The organism is Olleya sp. Ti.3.14 (genome assembly GCF_038154885.1).
Taxonomy (GTDB): domain Bacteria; phylum Bacteroidota; class Bacteroidia; order Flavobacteriales; family Flavobacteriaceae; genus Olleya.
Map to the genome: position 1 here is coordinate 30,883 of NZ_JBAKAO010000001.1, position 21,540 is coordinate 52,422.

The window sequence follows — 21,540 nt, forward strand, 5'->3', positions numbered from 1 at the left end:
CTAAATTTATCGTCTTAGTTTTGGTTAAAATCGCTGTCTAATATAACCCAAGTATTGTTTATCTTCTTAAATTCAAATAGCTCTCTACTTGTGTCGTTATAACCATTTATAATAGTTTTGGACATTAATATGGCATATGTAAAATCACTATTAAATAAAGGAACTGCTAAATTATGGTAAGTATATTGATCCGCTATTGAATTATACTTATGCAAAGCATCTTGGTAGACTTTTAAATTAACAGCAGCATTATTAGCGTTATAATTATCTTCAGCTTCTAGCATTGTATACTTTAGTTGATCCAAAGTATTTATGGCATTTGAGTCAATAATTTTTACATTTTTAAGAGGTAGAACTTTCCAGTTTTTAAATGTAACCTTTAAGTGATTATCAAAATCACTACTAGCAAATGAATCATTAATTTTTTTAATAAAATAGGGTAATTGTTGCTTGTAATTATAACTGAGAGTTACTTCGTGTATTTGTCTATAGTTTAATCCTTGATTATCAAATTGAGGAAAAAACGCTTGGTTTAAAACAGCTAGAGTTTCTGATTTATAACGGTCTGAAAAATCTACTTTTTGCGATTTACAAGCGCTAACTATTATTGTTAGCAGCAGTATAAAAAAAGTGATTAAATTTTTCATTTTTAAATCATTTATCCAAGAATAATACAGCCGGAATTACTAAAATCCCGTTGTAACTAGCATGTAAAAACATAGAATAGATTAATCCTAAACGCACACGTACATAACCAAATACTGAGCCTACCACCAATTGTGGAGCTATTAATAGTGGAGACAATAATAGTATTTGAGGAGTTATTTCGAAATTAAAAATATGTACATAACCAAATATAATAGTAAGCATGTAAAAGCTTAACTTAAAATATTTTTTATTAAATAAGGTCATAGGACCTCTAAATATTAATTCTTCAAGAACAGGAGCTAATATAACAGCACTTAGTATAATATTTATTTTAGATTGCTCTTCTAATAATTTATTTATTGAGTGTGAATCAGAACTGTAAAGACCTAAAGCTTCTAATATAATAGTTAATAGACCAAATCCCATACCAAGCATAATACAAAGTGGTATACATTGTAATACCAACCCCATTTTTTGCTTAAATGTAGCGTGCTTTAAAGGTTTTAACCGTGGATTTTTAATGTAGTTAAAAACAGATTTAAAAAGTATAATCATATTTTAAACTATTTTTCCATCTACCATTGTTAATTTACGATCAGCCAAATTAGCTAAGTCTGCATTGTGAGTAACAATTACAAAGGTTTGTCCAAATTGATCACGTAGTTTAAAAAATAGATTATGTAAATTTTCGGCACTTTCGCTATCTAAATTCCCTGAAGGTTCATCTGCAAAGATTAACTCTGGATTGTTTATTAAAGCTCTTGCTACAGCGACACGTTGTTGCTCTCCACCAGACAACTCGTTTGGTTTATGGTTGTATCTATGAGATAGACCTAAAAAATCAAGTAGCTCCTTAGCACGTTTTTCTGCATCAGATTTACTAGTGCCTTTTATAAAAGCTGGAATACAAACATTTTCTAAAGCGGTAAACTCTGGCAGTAATTGATGAAATTGAAAAATAAATCCAATATTTTGATTTCTAAATTGTGCCAATTGCTTTTCTGATAAACCTGTAATTTCTTTACCATTTATTGTTAATTGACTTTCGGTCTTATTTTCAATAAAATCTAAGGTTCCTAAAATTTGTAACAATGTTGTTTTTCCTGCACCAGAAGCGCCAACTATGGATACAATTTCACCTTTTTTAATATGTACATCTACACCTTTTAAAACGTGTAAATCATCGTAATATTTATGTATATTTTTTGCTTTAATCATAGTCTAATATAAAGTACGGAAATTACCACTTTATAACGTATTAGGCAACTTTAAGTTGTTTTAGCTTTTTCTTTGAAATACTTTTTTTAAATCGTTATAATCTATAAAATAAACCATTCTTAAAGAAAAAGTGTTACGTTGTTCTTGCTTAAATAAGTCTTCTGTACTGTCAAAAAAACCAGCCTCCGAGTTATTTGAAAAATTAAAAATTTGGTTTCGATATAACGCTGTAAGTTGGCTACCAGGAGCAAACTGCCATGTATAACTTAAATCTAAATTCCAAGTATTAAAATTAATATCTGGGTCAAAATCAGAATCACTACTTATATTGTCTTTAGTGTAAATGTCAGATCTGTTTAATGAGCCATCGCTTTGTAAAGTATACATGCTATCATCATAAGTAACAGTACTTAAATAGTTTCTAAAACTTAATGTTAAAGCATTAAACGAATTAAAGTTATAACTACCAGATATGCTGGCTGTCATATCTATTCTGTCACGCTGACCAAAAATAATTTCATCATTCACTCCTTGTCCATTAACATAACCTCTATCAGCAGTATAATTATCATAATCAAAACCTAAAACCATTAAAAATTTATCATTAAATTTAAAACGTGGATTTAGTCCAAACCAAATGTTATTAAAGTTTTTACGATCATCATTAAAAAAACGAGCATAACCTAGATTGGCATCCAATGCAAAAAACAAATTATAGTTACTAGAAATATACATATTAAATTGTGCATAATTTTCTGTTACAAAATAGCTGTCAAAACCGTTACGTGGTTCAAAATAGTCATATTGTTTTCCAAAATTCCAATTTCCATTAATACCAAGGTTATGTAACGTTTTAGTCTGAGCATCAAAGTTAAAACCAGTATTTGCACCTGTAAACGTATTTGGATTAGCTAATTGGTTATAGTTTAACCAAGTTCCAAAATAGGTATTATTAAAGTTTTTAGTTGGCTCAAACGTACGATAGCTAATTTCTGCATTATAGTTACTGTAGTTATTTCTAAATAAGATTCCTAAATCATTAATATCATAGTTTTCATCTGCATAATCGTAAGTAACACTATATCTTATTTTACCACTATTTTTACCAACACCTAATCTTGCAGTATATCCATTTTCTGTATCAGGAACATCATTGAATGTACTCATTTTAACTTCGGCAATTGCACCATATGTATTCTTCTTATTAACTAAGTCTAATAATAAACCTGTAACATTAGCATCTCTAAAATCACCATCTCTAGTAACATTAGTGTTGATTAATGTCACTGACGAGTTTTTATTAAACTGTTGATCCAATACCATAATATTATAATTAGCCAATGGTTCTACAATTTGAGATCGTTTAGCACCAGAGTCTACATTGGTAATATCCACTTCTGTTTTTTTTGTTATAGCATTAAAAAATCCAATACCTAAACCGTTTTTAGTACGTCCTGAGACTTTAACAGCATTTAGTAATTGCACTTTTTCTGGATATTCATCAATGGTTTCATTATCATCAAGGATTAATCTTCCTGAAGGACGATCTCCAATACGTCTAGAATAAAATAAATTACCCTTACTAAATAGGTCTACACCTTCAGTAAAAAATTGACGTTGTTCTGCAAATTGTTGCTCAAAAGGACCTAGATTTAATTGGACGTCATCAAAACCTGCTTGACTAAAATCAGGTATTAAAGTCGCATCTAAAGTTATATTTTCTGTAATTCCGTATTTAATATCTAAACCAGCAGCAAAATCGCTTTCAGTCTCACCATCAAATGTACTTACTAATCCCGAAGCATAAGGGAAAAAGCTTAGTCTAGTAGGTGGCGTAATGTTTTTAATTCCTTTTAATTCGGCATTATATAAACCTATATTTCCTTTGGTAACATCAATAGGATTCCACGTCATTTGTTCGCGTGTTTTTCTATAATGTCTATGAAACTGAATACCCCAAGTTGGGTCTTCCTGTTGAGTAAAACGTAATGCTCTATACGGTATTTTAATTTCTACAATCCAACCGTCATCAACTATTTGAACACTACTTTCCCAAACTGCATTCCAACCAAAATCTTCACCATAATTTGGACTTTCAACAGCGTCTGCTTGTGTCCCTGAGCTAAACACAAAAAACTCAGTATTGTTTTGTGCATCGTTATTTGGATTAAATATTAAACCAAAAAAGTCAGACTGTCCAAAATTATCACGTTGCGTAAATTGACGCATAATATCATCTGGATTGTCATAACAGTAAGCAGACACGTATATACCAGAATCGTCATAAGTCATTCGGACTTTGGTTGTTTTATTGGCTGCTGCAGTATCACCAACATCAGGTTTAAACTCGGTAAAATTAGTGGCAATTTGTGCATCTTTCCAAGCAGTATCATCTAAAACACCATCAATTTTTACAGGTATTTCTGTACGTTTTATCTGGTATGATTTTTTATCTTGGGCTAGTGATTGATTAGATACTAGTAATGCGAAAATTAGAATAAAGAAAGGTTTCATTTAGCTTTTTGGTTGATTGTTACTGTATTAAAGACAGACAAAACTTTGCTTTGTTACAGTTTACAAATGCAAATCTAATTTTGAAGTTAAAATAAACTCATAATTAAACGTTAAAACTCACTTCTGTTATAGTTTTCAGTGACATTAGCTAAACAGAATTAGTTATTTTTATAAGATGAAAGAAGAAAATTTAAAAGTAGCCACTTTTGCTGGAGGTTGTTTTTGGTGTACCGAAGCAGTCTTTTTAAGGTTAAAAGGGGTAGAAAAGGTTGTTTCTGGATTTACAGGAGGAGCAATTAAAAATCCTGCATATCGCGAAATTACAACAGGTAGGACAGGTCATGCAGAAGGTATTCAAATATTTTTTGATGATACAGTGATTAGTTATATAGAATTGTTAGAAATCTTTTTTGCAACTCACGATCCAACAACATTAAATAGGCAAGGACACGATATTGGAACACAGTATAGGTCAGCAATTTTTTATAATTCTGAACAACAAAAAGAAGAGGCTTTAGGCTTTATTCAGTTTTTAGAAAACGAAAAAGTGTTTGAAAACAAGGTGGTTACAGAGGTGACTGAGTTAGGTCCTTTTTATATAGCTGAAGCAGAACATCAAACCTTTTACGACCGAAACAGAGAAGCATCGTATTGTCAGTTTGTAATCGACCCAAAAATCACTAAATTGAAAACCTATTACAGTAATAAATTAAAAGAAAATAGCTCAAAAAATGCCCTATAAAAAATTTGAAGAGTACAATATCAAAGTGACAGATGATGTCAAAAATAGATATAAAAATATTATTGAAGATTTAGGTGAAGATACCACTCGTGAAGGTTTAATAAAAACACCCGAACGTGCTGCAAAAGCCATGCAGTTTTTAACGCAAGGTTATAATCAAGATGCAGCAAACATCTTAAAAGGTGCCATGTTTAAAGAGGAGTATAATGATATGGTAATTGTTAAGGATATCGAGTTTTATTCGCTTTGCGAACATCACATATTACCTTTTTTTGGTAAAGCACACATTGCATACATACCTAATGGATACATTGTTGGATTAAGTAAGTTGCCACGTATTGTAGATGTGTTTTCTAGACGATTGCAAGTGCAAGAGCGGTTGACACATCAAATATTGGATTGCGTAAATGACACATTAAAACCAGAAGGCGTTGCTGTAGTTATTGAAGCTAGCCACATGTGTATGCAAATGCTAGGTGTACAAAAACAAAATAGTGTAACGACAACTTCAGGTTTTAGAGGTGCTTTTGAAAACATTGAAACACGAACTGAGTTTTTAAACCTAATTAGTTCTAAATTAAGTTAGATTTTTTGGAATACTATTTGCTTTATCTAAAATAGAATTACAAAATAATATCAATGAATTTTAATAACACAAACAAGTACACAAAACTCTTTTTAGGATTAATCTTTGACGCCTTAGGTTATGTTTCTTTTATTATTCCTGGAATAGGAGAGTTTGCGGATATCGTGTGGGCTCCAGCATCTGCTTGGTTAATGACCAAACTATATAAAGGAAGAACAGGTAGGATTGCAGCAGTATTTTCTTTTATAGAAGAAGCATTGCCAGGTTTTGATATCATTCCATCTTTTACATTAATGTGGATATATACCTATGTATACAGTAACAAATCGGATAAAAATACAGTAACCACAAGATAATTTACAACAGCACTTTTTAAGTGCTGTTATTATTTATAAAAGCTTTTTCTAATTGCAATAAAAATTAATATCATTCCGGAATAGGCTACAAAAAATGGTATAATTATATGTTTTAATCCTAAGACTAAAAACAAAGCAATTAGTAATAACTGAAATCCTAATCCAAAAGTAGATATACTTGTCATTAACCATTTAGGAAATACTTTTCCATAAGCAGCTCTTGGATCTAAAAAGTAAATGGTTTTGTCAAATCCACCATAAAGCAATTTATATAACTTAAAAAGAATATTTACGTTGCTTTGCTTCTCACCAGCTAAGGCTGTAGGTGTTTTGGTTTCAAAAATGCGACTTGTGGTGTCACCTTCAAACTTATTTCTTAAAATTACATAATAGTAGTTATATAAAGTACCTTGTAATTGGACACCTAAAAAAGCTATAATAGTAAGCCAGATTGAAGCATTAGTAACATACCAAATGGCGCTAAATATAATTGCATTTAAAATAATATCTGCAACCGAGTCTAAGTAGCGTCCAGTATATGAAGGTGTTTGTTTTATTCTAGCTAACTCACCATCTGCAGCATCTAAAATAGATTTAAGTATTAAAAAAAATGCAGCTAACCAATATAGATTTTCAATAATACAATAAATAGCTATTAAGCCTGAAATGATAAAGGTTAAGGTAACATGTACAGGAGTAAAATTGGTGTATTTTAAACGATTTGCAATAAATCTTGCTATTGGTCTTCCATAATCAGAAAGATCAACAAATTTATGCGCTTTGGGTAGTTTTGACATGTAAAGTCATAAGATAGAAAGGTGTTGCGGAATATACCATGTTAATATTCAAAATAGGTTTTATTAATTGTAATGTAATCAATTAGAAAGGTTACAATAGCTTCTTCAGAATTAAAAAATTGCGTTTCAAGTTTTTCCCATTCATCTAATACGGTATGCTTTAAATTAGACATCAATTGTCTTCTAACAAAAAGGTCTTTGGATACTGGTAACTCCGGAAACAAGGCTATAGCTTGACTTACAATTGTAGCAGATTCCTCAGCACCAATCGCTTGATAAGCATCCAATACTTGATGGGCAAAAGCTCCAGATGTATTGTAAAAAAAGTCAAACAATCCACCATTATTTAATTCACCTTCAAAAATATCAATGTAAATAAACGTTTTTTCGGGTTCAGACAGTTGTTCAAAACTATTAACTTCACTGGCTTTGTTCCATAACACAGTACCTACCAATTCAATGATTTCGGTATCTTGTTTTTGGTTTAGCGCAAAGTCTATTTCTGTCATTAAAACATTTAATTTTAAAGTGAAGGCAAAGATACGACATTATTTTAGCTAAGTAATATGTTATAAAATAGTAGCCATTAATTTTATTGTTGTCTTAATAATCTAATAAAAACATACAAAAAGAAAATACAAAATAACCAATCGTTTAGACCATATATAGCGTAAAATATGCCAGCCATTTTATCTTCCATGTAAACTTTGCCAACATCATTAGTCATCATCCATTGCAACCAGACGCATCCATAAATCAATTTTTCGATAGTAAAAACAGCAACCAGCCATTTTAGATAATTAAATCTATACGCAACAGATATATAAGCTAATCCCCAAATTAAAATCATCAGCATACCAAAATTGGACATTACATCTGGATCATAAGTGTTAATAGTTTTATTGGTAAAACCTCTGGAAAAAAGTAATACTAAGCTATTCATTATACCAGCAAGAATAAATCCTTTGCTTATTAATTTATTATTTATAGTCATATTTGATATTTTGAAGTTATTATTTTTTATAAGATCGATATTATATTTGACAACTTCAAATGTTAAAAAAATTAATATAAGCTTAAATAACCGTGTTTATTCTATTAAACTAAAGTTAAACCAATGTTTGTTTTTTGGTAGGCAAGCAATTAGCGGTTATATTTAAGTATGGAAAATATATTAGTAGCAGGTGCAAATGGTACCACAGGAAAAAAAATAGTAAATCTTTTAAGTCAATCTCAATATTTTAACCCAATTGCAATGGTTAGAAAGGAAGAGCAAATCCCATATTTTAAAGCTAAATATATCGAAACAGTTTTAGCAGATTTAGAGCAGGACGTTTCTGGTGCTTTTAATAAAACTATTGATAAAGTTGTTTTTGCTGCAGGTTCTGGAGGAAAAAAAGTAGTGGAAGTAGATCAAGAAGGTGCAAAACGAATGATCGATGCATCAAATAAATATAAGGTAAGAAAATTTGTTATGTTAAGCTCTATGGGAGCAGATCAACCAGAAAAAGCTGAGCAATTACAAGACTACTTAAAAGCTAAGCACAATGCAGATGAGTATTTAAAGTCTAGCGGATTAAATTATAGTATTGTAAGACCTGGATCCTTAACTAACGGAGAATTAACCAACAAAATACAATTAGAAACAAAGCTAAATAAAAGTGGAGAGATTAGCAGAAACGATGTTGCGCAAACTTTAGTAAGATCATTAAATGATGATGTTGCAAATAATGCCACATTCGAGATTTTAAAAGGTGAAACTTTAATTGGTGATGCTTTAAACAAGGTATCCACAGTTAACGGGTAAACATTAAATTGTAATTCAAACAATAAAAAAAGCTACCAACTGGTAGCTTTTTTTATATAATTTTTTTACTATTCCGCATTATTTACCTCTATCCAATAACCATCAGGATCTTGAAAGTAAATTTGCTTAACACCATCATTGCGAACATAATCTTTTTTAGGTGTATCACGCCAATCAGAATAATAAATATCTAAAGTTTGAAGGTGTTTTACAAAAGCATCAAAATTAGGTGTGGCTAAAGCAAAATGAACCGCTTTATTGGTTTTAACTTCCAATTCTGGTCTAGGTATCAAATGGATTTGTTTTTGATCCGTAAGTGCAAGCCATCTTGTTTTAGAGGTAGAAGCTGTGTTTTTAATTTCTTTTAAATTAAAAACATGTTGATAAAAATTAACCGATGAGTTAACATCCATTACAGATAAAGCAATATGATTATGTACAAATATCATTGTTGTGTTTAATTTTAGACTATAAACTAATTAAAACCGTCAGTATTAGGCCAATAAAAACGATTTTAAACCTTCGTAATCACTAATTTTAGTAGCTACTTTAGTTTTGTCCATTACTGCCTCAATTTGTGGTGGTAAGGCTTGCTTTTCTTTAATTACGTCTTCAACAACATCTAAAAACTTAGTTGGATGCGCAGTTTCTAAAAACACACAATGAGCCTTAGGATGTGCTTTTAAGTAAGATTTACATCCCAAATAACCAACAGCGCCATGTGGATCTGCAACGTAGTTATAGGTATCGTAAATCTCTTTTAAAGCCACTTTTGTTTCGTCGTCTGTAAAGCTAAAAGAAGACAAGTTTTCTTTTAATGCGCTAAAGTTATTTTTATAAATTTCCTGAATACGGATAAAGTTACTCGGATTACCAACATCCATAGCATTACTAATGGTTTGTATTGATGGTTTTGGTGTGTAATGTTCCGTTTTTAAGTAATTAGTAACCACGTTATTTTGGTTATTTGACGCAATAAAATGTTTAATTGGCAAGCCTAATTGTTGTGCCATCATTCCAGCGCATACATTTCCAAAATTTCCACTTGGGACAGAAAATACAATCTCTTTATGTGTTTTGTGTAATTGTTTGTAAGCAAACATAAAGTAGAGTAGCTGTGGCAACCAACGTGCTACGTTAATAGAGTTTGCAGATGTTAATTGCATTTTACTTGTTAATGTATCATCCAAAAAAGCACGCTTAACCATATCTTGACAATCGTCAAACACACCATCAACTTCTAAAGCTTTAATATTTTGACCTAAGGTTGTCAATTGTTTTTCTTGAATATCGCTTACTTTTCCTGAAGGATATAAAATAACAACATTAACACCTTTTACACCCAAAAACCCATTGGCAACAGCACCTCCTGTATCTCCAGAAGTCGCAACTAATACTGTAACTTGATTGGTGTTATCTTTATTAAAATAGCCTAAACAACGCGCCATAAAACGGGCTCCAACATCTTTAAAAGCCATAGTTGGTCCATGAAATAACTCTAGCGTTGAGATGTTGTCATTCAGTTTTACAACAGGAAATTTAAACGATAAGGTTTCAGCAATAATAGTTTTTAAAACATCCTTTGGTATATCTGGACTCACAAATTGTTGTAAGGCTTCAAACGCAATATCTGTATAGCTTAAAGTGTCAATATTTTCAAAAAATGAAGCCGGTAAAGGCGTTATGCTTTCTGGGAAATACAATCCTTTGTCTGGTGCTAACCCTTTTACAACAGCATCTTTAAATGTTGTGTTTGGTGCTTTATGGTTTAATGAGTAGTAGTTCATTTTTTTATTTTTGTTTGTCTTTGCGTAAACGAAGGACGTGGTAATCTGTTTTCAATTTTTTATCTACTAGTATGGCAATTAACTTAATATTTTCATGCCTTCTGTATTAATTTTAGAGACATAAGTATTAAAGTTAATAGCTGTTTTAGCATAAATAGTAGTCATCGCTTTAGCTACATCTTCCGCAGTTTTTTTGCTTTTTGATAAAGCGAAAATAGACGGTCCAGAACCAGAAATTCCGGCACCCAAAGCGCCTGCTTTTATAACTTCGGTTTTAACCGAATCAAAATGTGGTATTAATTGACTTCTATAAGGCTCTACAACTACATCAACTAAAGCTTGGCTTAGCAATTTATAATCGTTAGTATGTAACGCATGTACCAAGCTACCAACGTTTGACCATTGTGTTATGGCGTTTTGCAACGGAATCTGTTTTGGTAAAATAGCACGCGCTTCAGAGGTTTTAACTTCAATTTGTGGATGTATAATAGTCACAAATAAATCTTCTGGAGTTGGTAATTGTAACACTTGTAAAGGTGTTGTGCTTTTTACTAATGTAAAACCGCCAAATAGGGCAGGAGCAATATTATCAGCATGCTCACAACCACTTGCAACCGCTTCGCCTTTCATAGCAAAATTGGTTAATTGTGTTTGATTATAAGGTCTGCCTAACAACTCGTTTATAGCAAACACACTTCCGGCAGCACTGGCAGAACTGCTTCCAATGCCGCTTCCTGGTTTTATGTTTTTATAGATTTCTATTTCGAAACCGCAATCAGGGTTAGCGTGATTATATAAGGCTAAAGCCGAAACACTAGCAACATTTTTATGCGCTTCAAAAGGAAGATCAGCACCAACTATTTTAGTGATTTTGATTCTTTTTTCAGTGGTTTTTCTAATCACCATTTCATCACCAATAGTATCTAAGCAAAAGCCTAAGACGTCAAAACCGCAAGAAACGTTAGCGACTGTGGCTGGTGAGAATATTTTGATTTCGTTCATTTAAAACTCCTTTTTATAATTTCCGCGAAAGCGTTACTCTTTTTACTAATTACTACCTTTACTATGGCTTATTTATTACCTATTCTGATAATATCTGCAAATAATCCGGATGCTGTAACATCTGCACCAGCACCAGCACCTTTGACTATTAAAGGCTGTTCTGGATAGCGTTGTGTGTAAAACATTACAATGTTATCTTTTCCTTCAAGATTATAAAAAGGATGTCCTTCTGGCACTTCTTGTAATCCTACTTTAGCTTTTCCATTTTTATATTCGGCAACATATTTTAGTTGACAATTATTTGCTTGTGCAGAAGCATATAGTTTTTGAAAATGTGCTTCGTCATTAATTAAAGTATCGTAAAAATCGTCAACAGAATCGCTATTTAAATTGGCTTCAGTTAAAAACGAATCGTTTGTAATATCTTCGATTTCCATCGGAATTCCGTTTTCACGGGCTAAAATTAATATCTTTCTTGCGACATCAATTCCGCTTAAATCAATACGCGGATCAGGCTCAGTATACCCTTCAAATTGGGCTTGTTTTACTGTGTCATGAAAATTCTTTTTATCACTAAAATTATTAAACACAAAGTTTAAACTACCAGACAAAACCGCCTGTATACTAATTACTTTATCTCCAGATGCAACTAAATTGTTAAGTGTATTTATGATAGGTAAACCTGCACCAACATTAGTTTCGTATAAAAAAGGTGCATTATATTTTAATGATAAATCTTGTAAGTTTTTATAGTTTGCATACTTGTCAGAACAAGCTATTTTATTACAAGCAACAACAGCAACACTTTGTTTAAGATAGCTATCATATATTGCTGAAACATTTTTGTTAGCGGTAACATCCACAAAAATGCTGTTTCTAAGATTAAGGTCTATTACTTTTTGATAAAAGCCTTCAATACTTGATTTGTCTGCATGATGAAACGGTTCTGTCCAATTATTTAAATCTATTCCGTTAGGATTAAAAATCATTTTTCTGGAGTTAGACATTCCAACAATTTTGACATCTAATTTTAGATTCTTTTTTAAAAAGTTATGTTGTTGTTTGATTTGATCAATTAGTTTTTCGCCAACATTTCCTATTCCTGTAATAAACACATTTAATTGTTTAGTATTGACTTCAAAGAAACGCTCGTGTAAGCTATTTAAAGCTTTTTTTACATCACTTTGATTAATTACTGCAGAGATGTTTTTTTCTGATGCACCTTGTGCTATTGCTCTAACATTAATATTGTTTTTTCCTAAGGTACTAAAAAGTTTTCCGCTAATACCTTGGTGACTCTTCATGTTATCACCAATTAAAGCAATGATAGACAAGCCTTTTTCAACAATAATTGGGTTGATTTTATGTAAAGAGATTTCGTATTCAAATGCATTATTAATGGCTTGTTCAGCTTGTTCTGCATTATTAATATCAATACCAAAACAAATAGAATGTTCTGATGACGCTTGTGTTATAAATATGATGTTTATTTTCTCGTTAGCTAAAGTTTCAAACAATCGTTTTGAAAACCCAGGAATACCAACCATACCACTACCTTCCAATGTTAATAAGGCAACATTGTCAATATGACTAATCCCTTTAACCGTTAAATGATTTTCCTTTTTTTGATTAGAAATAATAGTCCCAAAAGCTTCTGGATGCAATGTGTTTTTGATATGTATTGGGATGGATAGATTTAAAACAGGTTGGACCGTTGGAGGGTATAAAACCTTAGCACCAAAGTGAGATAATTCCATAGCTTCTTGGTAAGATAAATTAGCTATAGGATAAGCTTGTTTAACCAGTTTTGGATTAGTAGTGTACATACCACTAACATCTGTCCAAATCTCTAATTGGTCTACTTTTAATGCTGCAGCAACAATAGCAGCTGTAAAGTCTGATCCACCACGACCTAAAGTTGTTGTTTCTCCACTTTGTGATTTAGAAACAAAACCTGGCAAAATAGTAATAAGTTGGTTAGCTTTATTAAAATAATCTACGATATTTTTATTGGTTACATCATAATTGACTTCAGCTTTTGTAAAGTTATTATTTGTAATTATTAACTCTTGGCTATTTTTTAAAACCGTATTTAGATTCAAGTCTTCCATGACTTCTGCAATGATAAATGAAGACAATAATTCGCCATAACTTACTAATTTATCAGATGTTTTAGGAGACAACTCATTAATTAAATAAATACCATTTAATAGTTGCTTTAAGTTTTCAAACGTTGCATCAACTTCTTTTAAAATAGACTTAGGATTATTAACTAAGTCTTCAATAACTTTAAAATGAATGCTTTTGATTTTATCAAAAACAGTGAGATAACTTTTGTTTTTTTGTTTAGCTAACTCACCTGCTTGTAACAATTTGTCAGTGATACCACCAACAGCAGAGACAACACACACTATTGGACTAGATAGTGATTCTTTTTGAAGAATGGCTATAACTTTTTTTATGTTTTGAGCAGTACCTACAGAGGTACCTCCAAATTTTAATACTTTCATTTCAAATTAATTTAAGATAGGAATTGTAGTTAAAAAACTACCCAAACGGAAGGATATATAGCTATTAACCCTAAAGGGTAATGGTCATAATTAACGTAAAAATAGTATGTCTTTTTTTCATTTTATGCATCTATACCTATCAAATGTATTACTTTTACTTTTATCAAAAAAACTAAACGTCAATTTTTGCGAGATTGATAATTATTAGCCAATATATTATTAAAATGAAAATATTTTCGAAAGAACAAATTTATGAAGGTGATGCTTTAACTGCTAAAAAACAAGGTATTACATCTACAGATTTGATGGAACGTGCAGGAACGCAAATCTTTAATTGGTTGCATATGCGTATGCAAGGTGCACAGGTTCCAATTCACGTATTTTGTGGGATAGGTAACAATGGAGGTGATGGTTTAGTCGTTGCTAGACACTTGACTACTCATGGATATAATGTGAAAACTTATATTGTTAACCATAGTACAACGCGCTCTAAAGATTTTTTAAATAACTACGAACGCATAAAAAGCACCACCAAAGATTGGCCTGTTTTATTAAATGATGCTAGTGAATTACCTACTATAAATGAAAAAGATATAATAGTAGATGCTATTTTTGGTATAGGTTTAAACAGACCTGTGGAAGGTTGGATTAAGCAATTGTTTAACTATTTTAGAGCTACAAAAGCATTTGTACTATCTATAGATATACCTTCAGGTTTAGCAACAGATACAGCACCTGTGGATGCAGAGTGTGTGGTAAATGCAGGTTACACTTTAAGTTTTCAGACTCCTAAATTAGTTTTCTTTTTGCCTGAAACTGCAAAATACACTGTACAATGGGAAGTTTTAGACATTGGTATTGATCCAGAATATCTTTACACCACACCAACCGAAGCGGAATTAATTGGAAAAAATGAAGTCTTACCGTTATATAAACCAAGAGAAAAATATAGTCATAAAGGAAGTTTTGGACATGTTTTGGTTATTGGAGGTAGTTACGGAAAAATAGGATCTGTTACTTTAGCTAGTCAAGGCGTACTTGCAATTGGAGCAGGAAAAGTAACAGCTTATACGCCTAAATGTGGTTACATACCATTACAAGCTGGTTTTCCAGAAGCAATGGTTCTTACAGATGCAGATGAAGAAATAATCACATCCATAGCATTTGATATACAACCTAATGTCATTGCATTTGGAGTAGGTGTAGGGACAGATGTTAAGACAATTGATGCTTTTGAAGCATTTTTAAAAGTTAATAAAACACCTTTAGTTATTGATGCAGACGGAATTAATATATTAGCTAAAAAGAAAGCGTTATTAAAATTACTACCAGAAAACACAGTATTAACTCCGCATCCTAAAGAGTTAGAAAGATTGGTTGGGAAATGGAAAGATGAATTTGATAAACTTAAAAAGACCAAGGCGTTTTCTAAAAAGTATAAATGTATCATTATAATTAAAGGAGCAAATACTATAACTGTTTATCAAGATAAATTATATGTTAATGCAACAGGGAATCCAGGGTTAGCAACAGCAGGAACAGGAGATGTTTTAACAGGTATAATTTCTGGATTAATAGCTCAAAGTTATGATCCATTAGTAGCAGCTATATTTGGAGTGTATTTGCATGGTAAATCTGCAGATTTATTAGTAGAGGATTTAGGATATCAAAGTTTTATAGCAAGTCATATTATTGAAGGTATTCCATTGGCTTACTTAGATTTATTTAAACAACCAGAGCAGCCAGAAATAGAAAATGCTGATAGCGATGCAAAAAAATAAAAGTAAATAAATTAGAGCACAAAAAAAGCGAACTTTTCAGTTCGCTTTTTTTTATAAAATAATTGTACTTTGGATTAAATACCCATAGATGTAAAGTACTCTTTGATTTTTGGATAAGAAGGTCTTGGTGCATCAGCATTAACAATATTTCCATTTGGATCAATTAATATAAATCTTGGAATAGAGTTAATTTTGTAACCTGTAACAAAGTCAGATTCAAAAGCATTATCTGCAAATAATTGAATGCCTCCCATTTCTTTTTCTTCAATCATTTTTTTCCAACCATCTTTAGATAATTTAAAAGATTCCTCTTTACTATCTGCTCTATAACCTCTACCATCATCAGTAGATAAACTAACAAAAGCAATGTTTTTACCTTCGTAATCTTTTTCTAAAGCTTTTAATGAAGGAATTTCTCCGATACAAGGACCACACCAAGTTGCCCAAACATCTATATACACAAATTTACCTTTTAAGTCAGACAAAGAGGTTGTACCACCTTTGTAGTTTTCATAATTTTCAAAAGTAGGAGAAGGTGATCCTGCAGGAAATTCTTCCTTAAGTTTAATACCACTTAAAACATAACCTTTTAATCCTTTTAACATTGGATCCACTTGCTTTCTAGCTTCTGAAATAATTGTAGAATCTATAGCTTCATTTTTGTCATAATAAGCAAGCATTTTAGTTTTAATACCCTCTAAACTAGCATCTAAATTTGAAGCATCAAGATTTTTTAAAGCTTCCACATCTACTAAATCTTGTTCAAATTTAATTCTATCCACTAAAAAAGTAGATTTTTCAGCACCTTTACCACTAAATTTAATTGACTCGTCAAACATTTTTGCGTCTAAAGTCATTTTTAAATCCATATCGTTTGCTAAAAATACAGTTGTTTGTTCTTTACCATCGTAAATTCCAAAAACACCAGTAGTTACTTTTAAAGTATCACTAAATGTACCATCTTCCATTACTTTAATTGTTTTTTTAAAGTCTCGACCTTGGTATACAAATAAAGAATCGCTGTTTTTATTTTCTATTTTACCAGAAAAAGTGGCGTAATCTTTTGGAGCTTCTTTTTTACAAGCAACGATAGATAAAGCTGCTAAGCAAACTAATAGTTTTTTCATTATTTAAATTTTTATTTTCTCAAAAATATATAGAATAATACAAGTTTTAAAGTATTTGTTTAATTATTAACAAATACTTGCATATTATTTAAGTTATGATGACTTTTGACCAGACAAAAAATACAAATGAATACAACTCACATTATATCCTCAAAATCTTTAGATTTAGCAACAATTCAATCTATTATTTTAGAACAAAAACCATTGGAATTATCTTCAGAATCTGTTGATAAAATCAATGAATGTCGTACGTATTTAAATGAAAAACTAAAATCAGAGACGAGACCTATTTATGGTATAAATACAGGTTTTGGATCGTTATATAATGTTAAGATTAGTAATGAAAACTTAACAAAGTTACAAGAAAATCTAATGATGTCTCATGCTTGTGGGACTGGAGATTTAGTACCAGAACCTATTGTAAAATTAATGCTTTTATTAAAAATACAATCCTTAAGTTATGGTCATTCTGGAGTACAATTAGTAACAGTCAAACGTTTAATAGATTTTTACAACAACGATATATTACCTTTAGTTTATACTCAAGGTTCTTTAGGTGCATCTGGAGATTTGTCGCCTTTAGCACATATGTCTTTACCGTTAATAGGAAAAGGTAAAGTTACATATAAAGGAGCGGTATTAGAGGCTGAAAAGGTCTTAAAACAATTTGATTGGAAACCTATTACATTATTATCTAAAGAAGGTTTGGCGTTATTAAATGGTACACAATTTATGAGTGCTTATGGGACTTATTTGTTGCTTAAGTCTTATAAACTATCCTATTTAGCAGACCTAATTGGAAGTGTATCTATTGATGCTTTTGATGGAAGAATTGAGCCTTTTAATGAATTAATACATTTAGTAAGACCGCATAATGGGCAATTAGAAACTGCAAGTCGTGTTAGTGCGTTTTTAGAAGGTAGTCAAATAATTAGTCAAGAAAAACAACACGTACAAGATCCTTATAGCTTTAGGTGTATACCACAAGTGCATGGAGCAACTAAAGATACTTTAGCTTTTGTAGCAAAAACGTTTGAGACGGAAATTAACTCGGTTACAGATAATCCTAATATTTTTACTAAAGAAGATGAAATAATTTCTGGAGGAAACTTTCATGGACAACCCTTAGCTTTAGCATTAGATTATTTAAAAATTGCTATGGCAGAATTAGGTAATATATCAGAAAGACGTGTGTTTCAATTAGTATCAGGATTAAGGGGTTTGCCAGCGTTTTTAGTTGATAATCCTGGCTTAAACTCAGGATTTATGATTCCGCAATATACTGCAGCAAGTATAGTTAGTGCTAATAAGCAATTAGCATCTCCTGCAAGTATAGATAGTATTGTGTCTAGTAATGGTCAAGAAGATCACGTAAGTATGGGAGCCAATGCAGCTACACAAGCTTATGCTTTAATTAATAATGTAGAGCGTGTTTTGGCTATTGAGCTGTTTAATGCGTCTCAAGCATTAGCATTTAGAGCACCTTTAAAATCAAGCCAATTTATAGAGCAATTTATTTTTAGTTATCGTGAAGTAGTACCTTTTATTAAAGAGGACGAAATTTTACATGATGATATCCAAGCTTCGATTGAATTTATTCAAACTTTAGGTATAGATTCTGAAGAATTATTTTAATTCTATAGTCTTATTTAGTATTTGAATTGCCCAAAGTTTAGCGTCTTCAATATCGGAAAATATCTCGAAAGGTTTATTTAAAAATAAACGTTCGATTTCTGCATTTCTAGCTGCTAGAGTAGTGGATACTACTGCAAATCCTTTAAGGGTTTCAACTTGAGAAACACCTTTATATATTGTTGGGTCTACTGCGTATGAATTTACTCGGTTGGTGATATATACAAACGGATTGTTTTTAAAAACAACACTTGAAAAATAGATGATTTCGTCAGACTTGTCTTGATTAAATACAACACCTTCATTTACTTCAGCAATCATTATATTGTCAGAAACCGATAGCGTGCAAAAAGATAATTTTGTTTTCGTAAAATTCATCAAATATAATTAATTAAAAAAGCTTCACTTAAGTTAGTGAAGCTTTTAATATTATGCAAATATATTTCTAATTTTAAGATTCTGCAGGTTTTTCTGCTTTTTCAATAGCAATAGTAATTTCATCAGTTTTTGTATCTAAATCCATTACTATTTTATCGCCTTCTTGTAATTTTGAAGTGATAATTTCTTCTGCAAGAGCATCCTCAACGTACTTCTGTATAGCACGTTTTAAAGGTCTTGCTCCATATTGCTTATCAAAACCTTTTTCTGCAATAAAATCTTTTGCTGCTTTGGTTAATTTTAGTTTATAACCTAAACCATCAATACGTTTTAGTAATTTATCAAGTTCGATATCAATAATCTTATTAATATCTTCTTTTTCTAACGCATTAAATACTATAACGTCATCAATTCTATTTAAAAATTCTGGAGCAAATGATTTTTTAAGTGCATTTTCAATAACGCTTCTAGAGTTAGCATCTTCTTGAGATTTTTGAGAAGCAGTACCAAAACCTATTCCTGTACCAAAATCTTTTAATTTTCTTGCTCCAATATTAGAAGTCATAATAATTATGGTATTTCTAAAATCGATTTTACGACCTAAACTATCAGTTAAATAACCATCGTCTAAGACTTGTAATAGCATGTTAAAAACGTCTGGATGTGCTTTTTCTATTTCATCTAAAAGAATTACAGCATAAGGTTTACGACGTACCTTTTCAGTTAATTGTCCACCTTCTTCGTAACCTACATATCCTGGAGGTGCACCAACTAATCTTGAAATCGCAAATTTTTCCATGTATTCGCTCATATCAATTCTAATCATAGCTTCTTCACTATCAAATAATTGATTAGATAATACTTTTGCTAATTGCGTTTTACCGACTCCTGTTTGACCTAAAAAGATAAACGAACCAATTGGTTTATTAGGATCTTTAAGACCAGCACGATTACGTTGTATAGCTTTAACAACCTTTGCAACTGCATCATCCTGACCTATTACTTTACCTTTTATTAAATCAGGTAGTAAGGCAAGTTTGTTACTTTCAGTTTGCGCGATACGATTAACAGGTACTCCTGTCATCATGCTTACAACATCTGCAACGTTGTCTTCGGATACTATTTCTTTGTGTAGTTTAGTGTCTTCTTCCCATTTTTCTTGTGCAACAGCTAATTCTTTTTCTAAGCGCTTTTCATCATCACGTAAACGTGCAGCCTCTTCGTACTTTTGTTTTTTAACAACCGTATTTTTAGTCTCTCTAACGTCCTCTAATTTTTTCTCTAATTCGATTATTTGCTTAGGGACATCAATGTTTGTAATGTGTACTCTTGAGCCAGCTTCATCCAAAGCGTCAATTGCTTTGTCTGGTAAAAAACGCTCAGTCATATAACGGTTAGTTAACTTAACACAAGCTTCTATAGCTTCATCGGTATACGTAACATTATGGTGATCTTCATATTTAGCTTTAATATTGTTCAAAATTTCAATCGTTTCTTCTACAGAAGTAGGTTCAACAATTACTTTTTGAAAACGACGCTCTAAAGCCCCATCTTTTTCAATATATTGTCTGTATTCATCTAAAGTAGTAGCACCAATACATTGTATTTCTCCTCTAGCTAATGCAGGTTTAAACATGTTAGAAGCATCTAAGCTTCCTGTTGCTCCACCAGCACCAACGATGGTATGAATTTCGTCAATAAAAAGAATAACATCATCATTTTTTTCAAGCTCGTTCATAACCGCTTTCATTCGCTCTTCAAACTGCCCTCTATATTTAGTACCAGCAACTAAGCTTGCTAAATCTAAAGTAACCACACGTTTGTTGAATAAAATGCGTGATACTTTGCGTTTAACAATACGATTTGCCAAACCTTCAGCAATTGCAGATTTACCAACACCAGGCTCACCAATTAACAGAGGGTTGTTCTTTTTACGACGCGAAAGTATTTGAGACACACGCTCAATTTCTTTTTCACGTCCCACAACTGGATCAAGTTTACCTTCTTCAGCCATAGCTGTCAAGTCGCGTCCAAAATTATCTAAAACAGGTGTTTTAGATTTTTTGTTACCTTTTGCTCCAGGTGTATTAAATATGTCTTTAGAACCAGAGTCTTCTGCAGAGGAGTCATCCTGAAATGACTCAGCTTTTGGAGCTCCAGTTATATCTTCGAAGTTATCGTCGTTTGTAATCATAGACTTAAATTGTTCTTTAACATTATCATAATCTACTTTTAACTTATTTAAAAGTTTTGTAGTAGGGTCGTTTTCGTTTCTTAAAATACATAATAATAAATGTGCAGTATTTATTGATGTACTTTGAAACAGTTTTGCTTCTAGAAAAGTAGTCTTAAGCGCACGTTCTGCCTGACGTGTTAAGTGTAAGTTTTTCTTTTCGTTAGAAATTATTGTGGTATTAGGATTAGCAGGACTTAATATTTCAACTTTTCGTCTTAAATGATTTAAATCAATATCCAACGCATTTAAAATATTTATTGCTTTTCCGTTTCCGTCTCTTAATAAACCAAGCATTAAGTGTTCCGTGCCTATAAAGTCGTGTCCTAAGCGCAATGCTTCCTCTTTACTATAGGCAATGACGTCTTTTACTCTTGGTGAAAAATTATCATCCATATATTTATTCCTTTCAGCTTTAAAAA

Annotated in this window: 20 protein-coding genes; 6 read left to right on the forward strand and 14 right to left on the reverse strand. The window is 31.4% G+C overall.

Going from position 1 to position 21,540, the window contains the following annotated elements; genetic code table 11:
- Positions 1-14: 14 nt before the first annotated feature.
- From V6251_RS00150 to V6251_RS00165, 4 genes are read right to left on the reverse strand one after another with little or no spacing between them, the layout of a single operon-like run.
- Entirely contained in the window at positions 15-647 is a 633-nt protein-coding gene (locus V6251_RS00150; RefSeq protein WP_341586450.1) for a hypothetical protein, read from the reverse strand.
- 7 nt (positions 648-654) lie between these two features.
- Positions 655-1,203, reverse strand: coding sequence for a CPBP family intramembrane glutamic endopeptidase (locus V6251_RS00155; protein WP_341586451.1), 549 nt, complete (start codon positions 1,201-1,203; stop codon positions 655-657).
- A gap of 3 nt (positions 1,204-1,206) precedes the next feature.
- Positions 1,207-1,866, reverse strand: a complete 660-nt coding sequence (locus V6251_RS00160; RefSeq protein ID WP_145001585.1) for an ABC transporter ATP-binding protein — start codon at positions 1,864-1,866, stop codon at positions 1,207-1,209.
- A gap of 60 nt (positions 1,867-1,926) precedes the next feature.
- Positions 1,927-4,380: a DUF5916 domain-containing protein gene (locus V6251_RS00165; RefSeq protein ID WP_341586452.1), complete on the reverse strand. Its 2,454-nt coding sequence runs from the start codon at positions 4,378-4,380 to the stop codon at positions 1,927-1,929.
- A gap of 175 nt (positions 4,381-4,555) precedes the next feature.
- Between V6251_RS00165 and msrA the strand changes: the two genes are divergently transcribed.
- Genes msrA through V6251_RS00180 form a run of 3 tightly spaced genes read left to right on the forward strand, consistent with a single transcriptional unit; the run spans position 4,556 to position 6,064 of the window.
- Positions 4,556-5,122 carry a peptide-methionine (S)-S-oxide reductase MsrA gene (gene msrA / locus V6251_RS00170; RefSeq protein ID WP_341586453.1) on the forward strand — a complete coding sequence of 189 codons (567 nt, stop codon included), beginning with the start codon at positions 4,556-4,558 and terminating at the stop codon, positions 5,120-5,122.
- Positions 5,112-5,708, forward strand: a complete 597-nt coding sequence (gene folE, locus V6251_RS00175; RefSeq protein ID WP_341586454.1) for a GTP cyclohydrolase I FolE — start codon at positions 5,112-5,114, stop codon at positions 5,706-5,708. Before msrA ends, folE begins: the two co-directional genes overlap by 11 nt.
- 53 nt (positions 5,709-5,761) lie before the next feature.
- Positions 5,762-6,064, forward strand: a complete 303-nt coding sequence (locus tag V6251_RS00180; protein ID WP_028282263.1) for a hypothetical protein — start codon at positions 5,762-5,764, stop codon at positions 6,062-6,064.
- A 29-nt stretch (positions 6,065-6,093) separates the two neighbouring features.
- On the opposite strand, the gene V6251_RS00185 is transcribed toward V6251_RS00180, so the two are convergent.
- The 3 genes from V6251_RS00185 to V6251_RS00195 all read right to left on the reverse strand — a co-directional run bounded on the left by V6251_RS00185 (position 6,094) and on the right by V6251_RS00195 (position 7,855).
- Positions 6,094-6,861, reverse strand: coding sequence for a CDP-alcohol phosphatidyltransferase family protein (locus V6251_RS00185; protein WP_341586455.1), 768 nt, complete (start codon positions 6,859-6,861; stop codon positions 6,094-6,096).
- A 41-nt stretch (positions 6,862-6,902) separates the two neighbouring features.
- Complete coding sequence (locus V6251_RS00190) at positions 6,903-7,370, reverse strand: DMP19 family protein (RefSeq protein WP_341586456.1); 468 nt, start codon at positions 7,368-7,370, stop codon at positions 6,903-6,905.
- 83 nt (positions 7,371-7,453) lie between these two features.
- Positions 7,454-7,855, reverse strand: coding sequence for a hypothetical protein (locus V6251_RS00195; RefSeq protein WP_341586457.1), 402 nt, complete (start codon positions 7,853-7,855; stop codon positions 7,454-7,456).
- 168 nt (positions 7,856-8,023) lie between these two features.
- Between V6251_RS00195 and V6251_RS00200 the strand changes: the two genes are divergently transcribed.
- The gene (locus V6251_RS00200; RefSeq protein WP_341586458.1) at positions 8,024-8,668 is read left to right on the forward strand and encodes an SDR family oxidoreductase; all 645 of its coding nucleotides are present in this window, start codon (positions 8,024-8,026) and stop codon (positions 8,666-8,668) included.
- 68 nt (positions 8,669-8,736) lie between these two features.
- Here the strand turns inward: V6251_RS00200 and V6251_RS00205 are convergent, their stop codons facing one another.
- The 4 genes from V6251_RS00205 to thrA all read right to left on the reverse strand — a co-directional run bounded on the left by V6251_RS00205 (position 8,737) and on the right by thrA (position 13,967).
- Positions 8,737-9,117 carry a VOC family protein gene (locus tag V6251_RS00205; RefSeq protein WP_341586459.1) on the reverse strand — a complete coding sequence of 127 codons (381 nt, stop codon included), beginning with the start codon at positions 9,115-9,117 and terminating at the stop codon, positions 8,737-8,739.
- A 45-nt stretch (positions 9,118-9,162) separates the two neighbouring features.
- Positions 9,163-10,455 carry a threonine synthase gene (thrC, locus tag V6251_RS00210; RefSeq protein ID WP_341586460.1) on the reverse strand — a complete coding sequence of 431 codons (1,293 nt, stop codon included), beginning with the start codon at positions 10,453-10,455 and terminating at the stop codon, positions 9,163-9,165.
- 78 nt (positions 10,456-10,533) lie between these two features.
- Positions 10,534-11,457, reverse strand: coding sequence for a homoserine kinase (locus V6251_RS00215; protein ID WP_341586461.1), 924 nt, complete (start codon positions 11,455-11,457; stop codon positions 10,534-10,536).
- Between the two features lie 68 nt (positions 11,458-11,525).
- A complete protein-coding gene (gene thrA, locus V6251_RS00220; protein ID WP_341586462.1) occupies positions 11,526-13,967 on the reverse strand; it encodes a bifunctional aspartate kinase/homoserine dehydrogenase I in 2,442 nt (813 codons plus the stop codon).
- Between the two features lie 224 nt (positions 13,968-14,191).
- Between thrA and V6251_RS00225 the strand changes: the two genes are divergently transcribed.
- A complete protein-coding gene (locus V6251_RS00225; RefSeq protein ID WP_341586463.1) occupies positions 14,192-15,748 on the forward strand; it encodes an NAD(P)H-hydrate dehydratase in 1,557 nt (518 codons plus the stop codon).
- Between the two features lie 74 nt (positions 15,749-15,822).
- Here V6251_RS00225 and V6251_RS00230 read toward each other — a convergent pair whose 3' ends face one another.
- Positions 15,823-16,875 carry a TlpA family protein disulfide reductase gene (locus V6251_RS00230; protein WP_292945905.1) on the reverse strand — a complete coding sequence of 351 codons (1,053 nt, stop codon included), beginning with the start codon at positions 16,873-16,875 and terminating at the stop codon, positions 15,823-15,825.
- A 126-nt stretch (positions 16,876-17,001) separates the two neighbouring features.
- On the opposite strand from V6251_RS00230, the gene hutH reads away from it, so the two are divergent.
- Positions 17,002-18,510, forward strand: coding sequence for a histidine ammonia-lyase (gene hutH / locus V6251_RS00235; RefSeq protein WP_341586464.1), 1,509 nt, complete (start codon positions 17,002-17,004; stop codon positions 18,508-18,510).
- On the opposite strand, the gene V6251_RS00240 is transcribed toward hutH, so the two are convergent.
- Positions 18,502-18,885: a hypothetical protein gene (locus V6251_RS00240; RefSeq protein ID WP_341586465.1), complete on the reverse strand. Its 384-nt coding sequence runs from the start codon at positions 18,883-18,885 to the stop codon at positions 18,502-18,504. The two genes, hutH and V6251_RS00240, sit on opposite strands and share 9 nt — an antisense overlap.
- 73 nt (positions 18,886-18,958) lie before the next feature.
- Entirely contained in the window at positions 18,959-21,514 is a 2,556-nt protein-coding gene (locus V6251_RS00245; protein ID WP_145006604.1) for an ATP-dependent Clp protease ATP-binding subunit, read from the reverse strand.
- Positions 21,515-21,540: the final 26 nt, after the last annotated feature.